The 12,614-nt window shown below is 64.2% G+C and carries 13 protein-coding genes; 10 read left to right on the top strand and 3 right to left on the bottom strand.

What is annotated here, in order from left to right; genetic code table 11:
• Positions 1-73: 73 nt before the first annotated feature.
• From LB538_RS07245 to LB538_RS07255, 3 genes are all read left to right on the top strand, one after another.
• On the top strand, positions 74-1,855 hold the full coding sequence (locus tag LB538_RS07245; RefSeq protein WP_224524486.1) for a tetratricopeptide repeat protein: 1,782 nt from the start codon (positions 74-76) through the stop codon (positions 1,853-1,855).
• 205 nt (positions 1,856-2,060) lie between these two features.
• Positions 2,061-2,864, top strand: coding sequence for an alpha/beta fold hydrolase (locus tag LB538_RS07250; RefSeq protein WP_224524645.1), 804 nt, complete (start codon positions 2,061-2,063; stop codon positions 2,862-2,864).
• Between the two features lie 134 nt (positions 2,865-2,998).
• The gene (locus LB538_RS07255; RefSeq protein WP_224524485.1) at positions 2,999-3,616 is read left to right on the top strand and encodes a hypothetical protein; all 618 of its coding nucleotides are present in this window, start codon (positions 2,999-3,001) and stop codon (positions 3,614-3,616) included.
• On the opposite strand, the gene LB538_RS07260 is transcribed toward LB538_RS07255, so the two are convergent.
• Positions 3,606-4,541, bottom strand: a complete 936-nt coding sequence (locus tag LB538_RS07260) for a metallophosphoesterase family protein (protein WP_224524483.1) — start codon at positions 4,539-4,541, stop codon at positions 3,606-3,608. The genes LB538_RS07255 and LB538_RS07260 overlap by 11 nt on opposite strands.
• A gap of 164 nt (positions 4,542-4,705) precedes the next feature.
• Between LB538_RS07260 and LB538_RS07265 the strand changes: the two genes are divergently transcribed.
• Entirely contained in the window at positions 4,706-5,209 is a 504-nt protein-coding gene (locus LB538_RS07265) for an NUDIX domain-containing protein (RefSeq protein WP_095766444.1), read from the top strand.
• Here the strand turns inward: LB538_RS07265 and LB538_RS07270 are convergent, their stop codons facing one another.
• Positions 5,210-6,196, bottom strand: coding sequence for a glutathione S-transferase family protein (locus LB538_RS07270; RefSeq protein WP_224524480.1), 987 nt, complete (start codon positions 6,194-6,196; stop codon positions 5,210-5,212).
• A gap of 326 nt (positions 6,197-6,522) precedes the next feature.
• On the opposite strand from LB538_RS07270, the gene LB538_RS07275 reads away from it, so the two are divergent.
• From LB538_RS07275 to LB538_RS07300, 6 genes are all read left to right on the top strand, one after another.
• Positions 6,523-7,128 carry a GNAT family N-acetyltransferase gene (locus LB538_RS07275; protein WP_224524478.1) on the top strand — a complete coding sequence of 202 codons (606 nt, stop codon included), beginning with the start codon at positions 6,523-6,525 and terminating at the stop codon, positions 7,126-7,128.
• Positions 7,129-7,154: 26 nt separating this feature from the next.
• Positions 7,155-7,916, top strand: coding sequence for a 3-hydroxyacyl-CoA dehydrogenase (locus LB538_RS07280; RefSeq protein WP_224524476.1), 762 nt, complete (start codon positions 7,155-7,157; stop codon positions 7,914-7,916).
• A 6-nt stretch (positions 7,917-7,922) separates the two neighbouring features.
• On the top strand, positions 7,923-9,110 hold the full coding sequence (locus LB538_RS07285) for a CaiB/BaiF CoA transferase family protein (protein WP_224524474.1): 1,188 nt from the start codon (positions 7,923-7,925) through the stop codon (positions 9,108-9,110).
• A gap of 36 nt (positions 9,111-9,146) precedes the next feature.
• Positions 9,147-9,917 (top strand): HugZ family protein, encoded by a 771-nt coding sequence (locus LB538_RS07290; protein ID WP_224524472.1) that lies wholly within the window; start codon positions 9,147-9,149, stop codon positions 9,915-9,917.
• Positions 9,918-10,075: 158 nt separating this feature from the next.
• The gene (locus LB538_RS07295) at positions 10,076-10,414 is read left to right on the top strand and encodes an ArsR/SmtB family transcription factor (RefSeq protein WP_095766438.1); all 339 of its coding nucleotides are present in this window, start codon (positions 10,076-10,078) and stop codon (positions 10,412-10,414) included.
• A 55-nt stretch (positions 10,415-10,469) separates the two neighbouring features.
• Entirely contained in the window at positions 10,470-11,267 is a 798-nt protein-coding gene (locus tag LB538_RS07300) for a TrmH family RNA methyltransferase (protein ID WP_224524470.1), read from the top strand.
• 179 nt (positions 11,268-11,446) lie between these two features.
• Here LB538_RS07300 and LB538_RS07305 read toward each other — a convergent pair whose 3' ends face one another.
• Positions 11,447-12,589, bottom strand: a complete 1,143-nt coding sequence (locus LB538_RS07305) for a hypothetical protein (protein WP_224524468.1) — start codon at positions 12,587-12,589, stop codon at positions 11,447-11,449.
• Positions 12,590-12,614 lie beyond the last annotated feature (25 nt).

Here is a 12,614-nt window from a genome sequence, read left to right on the forward strand (position 1 = left end):
AGCATCCTTGTGCGCCGGCGCGAGCGCTATATTATCGCTCCCTAACCTGTGCCGACTTCGAAAGGTTCGACACTTGGAGCATGCCCCGCCTGCCGCCCCCGCAGTGCGCGAGACATTGGAGCGACTGCTTGCCAGCGAAACGTTCGGACGATCCGAGCGTGCCCGTAGGCTATTACGCTATCTGGTTGAACGCGAGCAGGCCGGCGAGGCGGACAGGCTGAAAGGCGTTTCCATCGCCATGGACGTCTTCGGCAAGGACGGCGATTTCGACGCCTCCACCGATGCCGTGGTCAGGGTTCAGGCCGGTCGTCTGCGCGAACTTCTGGAGCAGTATTTCGCCAATGAAGGTGTCGCCGAGCCGGTGCGCATCGCGATCCCGCGCGGCGGTTATGTCCCGTCCTACGAGCCGAATGCGATCCGCCTGCCTGGCGACGCCAGGTCCGCCTCCAAAACCGTCGCGCAGCGGCCCGACGCTTCGGCCGAAGCCGCTCCAGCCGAACATCTCGACGCCTCTGCACCCGGCGAACCCGTAGCGCTGATGGCGCCTGCAGCACCCGCCCAGTCGCTCACGCGGCAATTGCGGTTCTTCTGGGCTGCCATGGCTTTGGTCATTGTCATGCTCGGCGTGCTCATCGTGCGTCAAGGCAATGCCTTCCTCAACGGCGGCGACACTGCCGCGACAGTCGAGACGGCGCGCCTGGCCGGCACCGCCCAGTCCGGATTCGAATCCCTGCCGCTGATCTACATCGCCGTCAAAGCCAATGGAGCGGAGGCGGCTCGCGTCGCGTCGTCGCTGCGCGCCGGGCTTGCGGGTTTTGACACCATCGATTTCATCGGGCGCGATGCGGATTCGACGCGTGATCGGTCCGCCGATCCGATCAGTTTCGTTTTCGAAATTGTTCCCGGGCCCGCTGCCGGCGACGTCACGGTGGAGTTGCAGAGCGTCGGGACCGGGCGGGTTCTCCTGTCGCGCAACCTTACATCGGCCGAGAGCGCCCCTGGCGCGGTTGAAGGCAACGTCGCCAGCCTTCTCACCTCGACAGTTCCCGCTTCGGGCGCGATCTACAGCTACATCGACCAGAGCGACATCCGGACCAGCCAGATCGGATGCCTGGTGCTCGACGACCGCTATTATCTCGACATGAGCGCCCAGACGCACGAAATTGCGTATCGCTGCCTGGAGAAGCTGGTCGGCGAAGGCACCAAATCGTCGCTTGTCTATGCGGAGCTGGCCGCGCTTCATGTGGAAGCCGTCACCGCGCACTATGCCTATCCGCCGGAAGCGACGCTCGAAAAGGCCATGTCGCTTGCCCACCGGGCCGTCCAGATGGGGCCGATGAGCCCGCACGCGCATCGCGCCTTTGGCTACCTCAACTCGCGTCTCGGCAACACGGACGAAGCGATCCGATTGATGCGAAAGGCTTACGAACTCAACCCGTACGACCTCGGCATGGCCGCCGCCTATGGCTACGGGCTGATCTTCGCCGGCAAATATGATGAGGGGACGCCGATCCTGGACCACGCGGTCGAAGCCTTCAGCGGCCATCCAACCTGGTGGGATTATGGCCTTTTCGTCGGAGCCTTCATGCAGGGCGATATGAAAAAGGCCGCGCTCGCCAGCGAGTCGCTGCGCACGACGGCATCAAAGTCGCATTACCTGGCCGCGCGCCTGATCGGCGCCAGGATTTCGGGACGCGACAAGCTGGCGGGCGAGCTTGCCAACGAGCTCACCGCGCAATTCCCGAAGTTCGCCGCCGACCCGCGCGCGACATTCGTCGATCGCAAATACCCCCCGGATCTCACCGATCGGCTGGTTCAATCCTTGCGGGCCGCTGGGATCGGCAACCCGAGCTAATCCAACTCTCCATACTCATCTGGGCCACACGAATGCCGGAGCACCAAAGTATGACGCTGTGATCCGGCATATATTAGGACATTCTTGCGCATCGAGCGCCTGACGGGGCGCTGCGGTCGCGAAAATTTTACTGGCCATCAATCCGGTTCGGGAGCAATTCAGCCACAATTTGAAGCTCCTGCCTTGTTCACCGCCCCATTTTTTCATGCGTCCATTCCCTTATGCGGTCGAAAGCGGCGCCCGTCCGAGGACGATCGTGCTTCTGCACGGCTTCGGAGCCTGTGGTGAGATCTGGCGTGACGTCGCGGCCTCGCTGGCGGCGCGGGCGAGAGTGTTGGCCTATGATCTGCCGGGCCATGGACAGTCCCTGGAAAGCGAAGGCCTGGGCGGCGCCAAGCCAGCCGCGCGAGCCATCCTCGCCGATCTGGCCGCCCGCCGGTTGGGTAAGGTCCATCTCGTCGGTCACTCAATGGGCGGCGCGGTCGCCACATCGATGGCGCTTGCCGACCCCGACAGGGTGGCCTCGCTTACGCTGTTGGCGCCCGGCGGTTTTGGCCCGGAAATCAACGCCGACTTGCTGCGCCGCTACGCCGCCGCGGCCGGCAGCAACCAGGTCCGCGCCAGCCTTGCCGCCATGTCGGGTCCGCGAAGCGTGCCGCCCGATCACGTGGTGGATGCACTCTGCCGGATGCGCACCCGACCGGGCCAGTTGCAGACCCTGATCGATATGGCGGCCGCGATGACGAGGGATGACCGGCAAGGGATCATCCCCCGCGCGCAGTTGGATACGCTCGACATGCCGGTCATGGTCGTTTGGGGAGCGGAGGATCCGCTGCTGCCGGTCGAGCAGGCCGAGGCGCTGCCGTCGCATTTCCATCTGCATCATGTCCTTGACGCAGGTCACATGCTGGTCGAGGAAGCTCCTGACCTGATTGCCGAAATCGTGCGTCGCAACGTGCGGCGGCGCGGCAGATGGTTGCGTCCACCGCTGGACGCTTCGGCGGGTTGATCGCTCCCGGACCGATCTCGAAACATCCCTAACCCGCTTTCGCCGGACCGCGGCAGTCGCGCGGTTCGTCGTCGGCAGTGCATTTTGCCGGCGACTGTGGTAACTCGCTGTTAACCAACAGTGAGGCAGCCGCCATGACGGATGCAGGCGACAAAATCACCCCGATCGAATCGTCGCGAAAGCTCGCCGATGCCGTACGCGACGTCAAGAACGCCTTTGCCGACCGCGATGACGTGGTCGTCGACATGCGCGAGGCGCACCGCATGCGGCTCGATCTTCTGGCGAGCGAGCTTGCCCCGGTCTTTGCCGATGTCCCGGCCGACATGGACAGCTTCGACTTCGCCGTCTCGTCCGGCCTGCAGCCGCGGCTATGGATCGATGCGGTGAGCCATGTCGCCATGGGACGCGACCGCCGCACCTATCGCTTCCTCAGGGATACGCGCGTCGGCCGCGTGGTGCTGGCCGAATCGACCGAGATGAAAGCCGTTGCCGATGCGGTGATGCGCTACGTGGCCGAGCGTGTCGTCGAGCGGCAGCGCATGATGGAAGGGAGCGTGGAGAGCGCCGTTCGCGGCCTGCATCGCCCCGTGGTCCAGGAAGCGGAGCCGCCCATCCGATCCGAAAGCGGCCGCAATGGCTGGACGACCTTCTTCGCCGGCCTCGGCCTGATCGCCGCAGGCGCCCTTGTCGGCCTGGCGGTTTCGCTGGCGTTGTTTTGGGACCGCATCATGCAGATGAAGATCAGCTTCTGACGAGCTGGCGCGCCGTGCCGGCGGGCACATCGAGGTCGATGGCCTGCAGGTCGGCAGGCGGCAGGGCTGGTCCCGTCAGGCCGCGCCGGATCAGGCGAAGACGCCAGTCGCCCTTTTCACCGTCGATTTCGAAGATGTTGTATTGCGCCGGCGGGTGTTTGCCGCCGGGCGCCTGGCCCGCGGCGGCAACCCCGACCACGGGCACCTTGGCGCCCCGTGCGCCGATGGTGAACAGTGACGGCAGATGCGAATGCCCGTGCAGGACGAGTTCAGCGCCATGACGGCGAATGACCTTGTGAAAGCGAGTGATGCCGAACAGCCGCTTATGCTGCGGGACGGCACCGCGCACCGGAGGGTGGTGGATCATGATGGCGCGGAACAGCCCTTGCTCCGCGGCATCGTCGAGGATCTTGGCGAGCCGCTCGGCCTGCCCTTCCATGAAGAAGCCGTTGGCCATGAAGGGCGCGGTGGCGCGCGCCGTGGTGACCCCGATCAGCGCTACATTGCCGCGCACACGCAGATACGGAAAGGAATTGCGGTCGACCGGGCTATTGACGCCGTCGCCCGTCATCCAGGGAGCCCACGACCGGCAGACCTTGTCGAAGGCGCCCGGCACATAGGCGTCGTGATTGCCGGGGACCACGGAAACGTCATGCGGCGATCCAAGCGTCTCCAGCCAGTGCTTGGCCATCTCGATCTCGCCATCGAGCGCCAGGTTGACGAGGTCGCCCGTAACGGCCAGGTGATCGGGCGCGCCGGCCTTGATGTCGGCGACGATGGTGTCGATCACCGAGTCATGCATATGGCGGCGGCGATTGCGCTGCCAGTTGACGTAGCCCAGCACGCGCTTGGAGGCGAGGTCGCGATAGGTTACATCGGGCAGCGGTCCCAGATGAGCATCGGAAATATGCGCGAGCGTGAACATGGCCCCTTCTTAAGCGACGCCGACGAGGCTTTCCACTCACCGTTTGCTGTTCGCCCAAGCAAGTTCCGCAAAAGTGTCCCACGGTTTTGCGGCCAGAACCTGCGAAAAACAAGGAAAGCCAGGCAGATGTTCGTGGGGCAACCCATCTGCTTGGGGATCGTTGAATGAACCGCCCGGCCGATCCTGACGCGGCATTCCGCCAGACCGGCTGGCCGGGGTTGCGGGCAAGGCTGTTCCATTTCTACTTCCTGCTGCGCCGCCCGATGACGCTTGGCGTGCGCGGGCTGGTCTATGACCGTGCCTCCAACTCAGTCTTCCTGATCCGCCACACCTATGTTCCCGGTTGGCAATTGCCGGGCGGCGGCGTCGAGGTGGGCGAGACCCTTGAGGAAGCGCTGGCGCGCGAACTGGCCGAGGAAGGCAACATCGCTCTGACTGCGCCGCCGGTGCTGAAGTCGATGCATTTCAACCATCGCCCCAGCAAGCGCGACCATGTCGGCCTTTATCTGATCGAAGCCTTCTACCAGACGGCGCCGAAACTGCCTGACCACGAGATCGCCGAAGCGGGTTTCTTTCCGCTCGACCGCTTGCCGGAGGGCACGACGCCGGCGACGCTGCAGCGGATAGCGGAGATTTTTGGCGGCGAGCGTAACTCGGCTTACTGGTAATCACGCCGCCTTCCTGAACCTGTTCCGGTCATGCGGCGCGGCATAATCAAGCTCCGGCCCTGCCGGAACGATTCCCGTCGGGTTGATCGACCTGTGGCTGCCGTAATAATGCGCCTTGATGTGATGCAGGCTGACCGTGCCCGCGACCCCGGGCACCTGATAGAGATCGCGCAGATAGTTCGACAGGTTCGGATAGTCGGCGATGCGGCGCAAATTGCATTTGAAGTGGCCGACATAGACTGGATCGAAACGAACCAGCGTCGTGAACAGCCGCCAGTCGGCCTCGGTGATGCGTTCGCCGGTCAGAAAGCGCTGCTGCGAAAGCCGCTCTTCGATCGTATCAAGCGCCGAGAACAATTCGCCGAACGCTTCCTGATAAGCTTTCTGCGTGGTGGCGAAGCCGGCGCGATAGACGCCGTTGTTGATTGCCGGATAGACCAGCGCATTGATCCTGTCGATCTCCGCGCGTAGCGCCGCCGGATAGAAGTCGAGACCGGCGTCGCCCCATTCGTCGAAGGCGGAATTGAGCATGCGGATAATCTCGGAGGACTCATTGTTGACGATGGTCTCTTGCCTTTTGTCCCACAGCACCGGCACCGTCACGCGGCCTGAATATGCCGGATCGGCCTTGGCATAGACCTGGTGCAGAAAATCGAGGCCGTAGAGCGTGTCGCCCGTGGCGCCGTCCTCAGCTTTGAAGGTCCAGCCGTTCTCCCCCATGAAATGGTGCACCACGGAGACGGAGATGATGCCCTCCAGCTTCTTCAGGACGCGAAAGATCAGTGTGCGATGCGCCCATGGGCAGGCGAGCGACACATAGAGGTGATAACGGCCAGGTTCCGCCTTGAAGCCGCGCGTGCGCCCTTGCGCCGGCGCGCCGTCGCGCGTGATCCAGTCGCGCCATTGCGATTCCGTTCGCACGAACCGGCCGCCGCTGTCGGTGTTGGGCGTGCGATCCTGCCATCTGCCTTCAATCAGCAATCCCATGCGAAAAATCTCCCTGCGGCTCGATATTATCTAGGTTGATGACCGGGCTGGCGAAGCCCTCAGCGGATGAACAGTTCGTCAAACGACGAACCAGTTCGTCAAATGACCAACCGCTCCGGGGACGGATAAGTTCGTCATGGACGCAAAGAAAGCCTGAAAGCACCGATTGCAGCGGCCCAAAATTGATGCTAGCGGAGGCGCCCATGTTCGACTTTGCCTCGATCCGGTTTGACCGACGACGAAAGGGCGCCCGCGCTTAAGAAGCGTTGACTGGCGAACGCTGCCGCTTTGCAGCAAACCTTCCTCGATACCGGAACGCAAAGACCATGAGCCTTGCCGACGTGAAATACCTGCCGGAGACTCCGGCGCATGACCCTGAAATCGAAGCCATCAACGACGAGGCCTTCGGTCCGGGTCGTTTCGTGCTTGCCGCCTACAAGATCCGCGAGTCGGGAGGACATGACCGCTCGATGTCCTTCGTCGCCGTCAAGGACGGCACGGTCATCGCTTCGGTGCGTATGACGCGCGTGGCAGCGGGCGCCGGACGCGCTATGATGCTCGGCCCGCTTGCGGTGCGCCCCGCCTACAAGAATCTCGGCATCGGCCGCAAGCTGGTCGCGATCGCGCTGGAGGCGGCCAGGAAGGCCGGTGCGCCTGCCGTCATTCTGGTTGGTGACGAACCATATTATGGACCGCTTGGCTTCAAGCGCTTCCCGCGCGGACAGATCACCATGCCGCGCCCGGTCGATCTCGACCGGCTGCTGTATCACGAGATCAAGCCGGGGGCGGTCGCCCGCTTTGCCGGCGATGTCTGTCACGCCAACATGACGAGGGTTGCGGAACTTGTCCCGGCCCTGGCGCGGTCGGCCGCTACCGGGCAGGCATCTGTCGACCCGCCTGCTGCTGTTGCGCCTCCTTTGCGCGCTTCGTAGCATAATCCGGTCCCTGGGAGGCCTGCATGAACCCGAACGGCCAGATCGCGATCGTCACCGGCGGCGGGTCGGGCCTTGGCGAGGCGACGGCGCGCGCCTTGGCGGCCAGGGGCGCCCGCGTCGCCATCCTCGACGTGGGCATCGAGCGCGCGGCGAAAGTCGCGGCCGACATCGGCGGCGTTGCCGTCCAATGCGATGTCGGCAGTGGCGACAGCGCCACGGCCGCGATCGCCGAAGTGGCTGAAAAGCTTGGGCAGCCGCGCATCCTGGTCAATTGCGCCGGCATTGCCATCGGCATGAAGACGATCGGCAAGGAGGGACCGCATCCGCTCGACCAGTACCGCAAGGTGATCGAGATCAACCTCATCGGCACCTTCAACATGATCCGCCTCGTTGCCGACCGGGCGGCGAAACTCGAACCGCTCGCCGGCGGCGAGCGCGGCGTCATCGTCAATACCGCCTCCGTCGCCGCCTATGACGGCCAGATCGGGCAGGCCGCCTATGCGGCCTCCAAGGGCGGCGTCGTCGGCATGACGCTGCCTGTGGCCCGCGACCTGGCGCGATCCGGCATTCGCGTCTGCACCATCGCGCCCGGCATCTTCAAGACGCCGATGATGGCCGGCATGCCGCAGGAAGTGCAGGATTCGCTCGGCGCTTCCGTGCCCTTCCCGCCGCGGCTCGGCGAGCCGTCCGAATATGCGTCGCTTGCGCTCCACATCGTCGAGAACCAGATGCTGAACGGCGAGACCATCCGCCTCGACGGCGCTATCCGCATGGCGCCGAAATAAGCGGGGATGTCTGGCTCGCCGACAGGCGCCGGTGCTTCCACCGGAAAGACCGGGCCGCTCGCCGGCCTGAAAGTGATCGAAATGGCCGGGCTTGGTCCGGTGCCGCTTGCCGCCCTGATGCTGTCCGAAATGGGCGCCGAGGTGCTGCGCGTCGAACGTGCCGATGCCGGTCAGCCGCTTCTGAGCCTGCCCGAACAATACGATCTCGACCGCCACGGCCGTTCCATTCTCAAGCTCGACCTGAAGAGCCAGGCGGGCGCCGACCTGCTGCTGTGCCTTGTGGCAGGGGCCGACGTGCTTGTCGAAGGCTTTCGCCACGGCGTGATGGAACGGCTCGGCCTCGGGCCGGATGCCGTTCTGCAGCGCAATCCGGCGCTGATCTATGGCCGCTTGACCGGATTCGGACAGGACGGGCCGCTGTCCGGGCGAGCCGGGCACGACATCACCTATCTCGCCTATGCGGGCCTCTTGCATGCGATCGGCAGGCAGGACGCGCCGCCGGTGCCACCGCTCAACCTCGTCGCGGATCAAGGCGGCGGCGCCATGATGCTGATCGCCGGCGTGCTCGCCGCTCTTTTCCAGCGTTCGCGCAGCGGAACGGGCCAGGTGGTCGATGCCTCGATGATCGAGGGAGCCTCGATGCTCGCCGCACCCATCCACGCCTACATGGCGGCGGGTCTCTGGAGCGACAGGCGCGGCGACAACCTGCTCGATTCCGGCGCGCCTTTCTACGATACATATGAGACGGCTGACGCAAGGCACATTGCCGTCGGCTGCCTCGAGCCGCGCTTCTTCGCCGAATTCGCCAGGCTGCTGCCGCTCGACGAGCATTTTGTCGGCAGCCAGTTCGACAAGTCGTCGTGGTCCGCGATGCGCGCCGCCATTTCCGGCCGGATCAAGGAGAAGACGCGCGACGAATGGGCCACGCTTTTCGCCGTGACCGACGCTTGCGTGGCGCCCGTGCTGTCCCTGGTCGAAGCCAGGAACCATCCGCACAGCCGCGCCAGGAAAAGATTTGTGAAGTCCGGCGAGCTCGACCGCCCGGCGCCGGCGCCGCGTTTCTCGCAAAACCCGCAGACGCTTGCCGCGGCGCCGGACGTCGCCGATCGCGAGCCTGCGGACATATTGAGCCGTTTTGGGTTGAACGAAGACGAAATCGCAGCCCTTGCAAAGGCGGGTGTACTCGGCCGATAACCGGAGAACAGATATCAACTTATCTCGGGTGAACCTGTGACCGAACCGAAAAAGGACGTCATCCGCAAGACCGACGCCGAGGCGATCAGGCTCGCGAAAACCCTGATCCGCGCAGCACGTTTCGGCGCGCTCGCGGTGATCGAGCCCGGCACCGGCGCGCCGCTGGCAAGCAGGGTTGGCGTCGCCACCGACATCGACGGCGCGCCGCTGATCCTGATCTCGATGCTGTCCGCCCACACCGGTGCGTTGCTCGCGGATCCGCGCTGCTCGCTGTTGCTTGGCGAACCCGGCAAGGGCGATCCGCTGGCGCATCCGCGCATCAGCCTGGCATGCCGGGCCCTGCGGCTGGAGCAGGGATCTGCCGATCAGATCCGAGCCGAACGCCGTTATCTCAACCGCAATCCGAAGGCGAAGCTCTATGCCGGGCTCGGCGACTTCTCGTTCTTCCGGCTCGATCCCGAGCGCGCCAGCCTGAATGGCGGCTTCGGCAAGGCCTTTCTTCTCGACCGTGATGATTTCATCACCGATCCCGCCCTTATCGAGGAGTTCGCCGGCAGCGAGCAGGCCGCACTCGATCACATGAATACCGACCATCGCGACGCGCTTGCCCTTTATGCCCGCCATTTCGGCCGCGCCGAAGGCGACGGCTGGATCGTCACCGGTTTCGACCCTGATGGCATGGATCTCGCCGCCCCCGATGCGACCTGCAGGATTTTCTTTCCCCAGCCTTTGCAAAGCGCGCGCGAATTGCGTTCGGTGCTTGTCGAGATGGCCAGGGCGGGACGCGCGGCCGAGCAAGAGCGATAGTTGATCGCGCGCCGGCAAAAGCAACGCTTGAGATTTAGATGAAATGATCTACCTTTGTAGTGGCGCTGATTCAGCAGCGCCTAGCGACATCTGAACATCGTGGAATCAGGCGCCATTGCCCCCTGGCGTCTGGATGAGCCAGGACCCTTGGGGGATCTATGATCTCAAATAAGCTAATCGCCAATGCGGAATCGGCGGCCGCCTTTCTCACGCTCATGGGCAACGAAAAGCGCTTGCTGATCATGGCTCACCTGATCGACGATGAAATGTCGGTCGGCGCCATCGCCGAGAAGGTGCAACTCAGCCAGTCCGCGCTGTCGCAGCATCTCGCCAAGCTGAGGGCGCTCGATCTCGTCGAGACCCGGCGCGACCGCCAGATGATTTATTATTCCTGCAAATCCGAGGCGGTGCGCGAATTGCTGCGCATGCTGGAAGGCATTTTCGGCGACGGCGACCTTTCACAGATGGCCTATCGGTTGCGCCGCGCCGGGGCTTGACCCGCGCCATCCAAAACCCCTTATCTCGCTGGCAATTTTTGCCGGCGAGATTTGGATGAATCTCATCCCCATCGACGATCCACGCGACCCGCGCGTCGCCGCCTATCTCGACATCCGCGAGCGCGACCTTGTCGGCCGGCATGGCCGCTTCGTCGCCGAAGGCAAGGTCGTGCTGGACCTTCTTCTGTCGAGCGGACGCTTCGCCACCGAGTCTGCCCTCATCCTCGAAAACAGGCTGGCTGGCGTGCAGGACATCTTGCGCAAGGCGCCCGCGGGTTTTCCAGTCCATGTTGCCGCCGGCGAGGTCATGGACCGGATCGCCGGCTTCCACATGCACCGCGGCATCCTGGCGATCGGCTTGCGCGGCGATCCGGCGCCCGCCGAGATTCTGGTGGAAACCTTGCCCCGGCGCGCCTTGGCCGTCGTCCTGGTCGGCATATCCAATCACGATAATATGGGCGCGATCTTCCGCAATGCGGCGGCCTTCGGCGCCGACGCGGTGCTGCTCGACCAGACCTGCTGCGATCCGCTCTACCGCAAGGCAATCCGTGTTTCCGTCGGTGCGGCGCTGAAGGTTCCCTTCGCGTCATTCGGCGACACCGGAACGTTCACCGCGACACTCGATCGGCTTGGCTTCGCCCAGTTCGCACTATCGCCAAGCGGAAACGTCGACATCCGCGCCGTGGAGCGATCGGCGCGCCTGGCGCTTTACCTCGGCACCGAAGGCGAAGGCCTGCCGCGGGATCTGCTTGCCCGGTTGCATACGGTGAAGATCGCCATGGCGGAAGGTTTCGACAGCCTGAACGTCGCCGCCGCGTCGGCCATCGCGCTGCACCACTTTTCAAACCGCTAGCGGTCCCGACCTGGGAGCCCGAACAGCTGCAACGCTTGAGGTGTGTTGAGATTCAGGTCAGGCCGAGTCGAAAATGGTGGCTTCCGAGAACCGGAGCGGAGCGTACTTAAAGTATGTGAGCACCGGAAGCGCAGGAAGCCGGCATTTGCAGGCCGGCCTCACCTGAATACCAACACATCTCAGTTGGACGGGCCGGCCTTCTGCAAAGCCCTCACGCGATCGGCAAGGCTGACGCCGCGCCCGTTCTGCTGCCCCTCGCCCGCCAGCGCCTTGGCGATAGGCGAATCCGGCCCGTCGAGCTTCATCGTCAGATTGACCACCTCGGCTGCCAGTTCGTTCATTTGTTCGCGCAGGCCGGCACCGGAGCGTGCGTCGCCCGCCGATTCGGGCATTGCCGCCCTCGTGGCGGCGGCAAGATCGGTCTTCAGCCGCTTGTTCTCGCGCGCCAGCGCCGTCAGCCTCGCCTCCAGCCGTTCCCGATCGCCCTCGAGCCTGGCGATTGCCTTGTCGACATCGTCGCCTTTCGTGTCCGTTCCGGCAGCCAGCCGCGCAACGCCGTTTGCAGCGCTCTCCTTCGAACGTTCGCGCATTCGGGCGAGATCCTTCTCGCGCCGGTTGAGCTTTTCCTCGCGGTCGGCAAGCGTCGCCAGAAGCCGCTCGACCTTCTTGTCGAGCTCGGCCGTTTTCTTCTTCTCCGCCTTCAGCGCTTCTCGGGCGGCCTTGCTTTCCGACGCGACCTCCTGATTGCGTCGGTCCGCCTCCCTGCGCTGGCCTTTGAGCAACGCGATGTCACTGGCGAGCTTTTCCAGCTCCGATTCGCGGGCAACCAGCTCGATCTGCCGGTTCGAGGACGAGAAGCTGGCGTCGTCATACATCTGCTCGAGCTTCTGCAACTCCAGCGCGCGCTTCTCCAGCGCCCGCTCCGTCTGCGCGTGCTTCTCCGCCAGGCGGTGCAACTCTTCCTCGCGCTGCCTGAGCTCCGCATTCTTCGCCTGCAGGTCGGAAAGCGCCTGATTCTTGTCCTTTTTCTCGACCGCGAGTCCCTTCAAAGCCTCGTTCGCGCGGCCGATCTCCACCAGTTGCTCAGCGACCTTTTCCTGAAGGTTCTTGACGGTTATCTCCAGCCGGCGCGTCGTCATGGCATATTCCGCCCGGACCCGGTCCTTGTCCGCCTGGATTTCGGCTGGTGTCAGCGGCAGCGAAGCCTCGAGGCGCCTGCGCGTCAGGACAACGGCCCGCCGCCAGACCGCCGGCGCGACCAGCGACGCCAGAAAAACGGCGCAAAGGAAACCGAGTACGAAGAACAGAACCGACTGGACCAAGGCGTGCTATCCACTTTACGGCGCG

This window comes from Mesorhizobium sp. Ca11 (genome assembly GCF_020165275.1).
Taxonomy (GTDB): Bacteria; Pseudomonadota; Alphaproteobacteria; order Rhizobiales; family Rhizobiaceae; genus Mesorhizobium.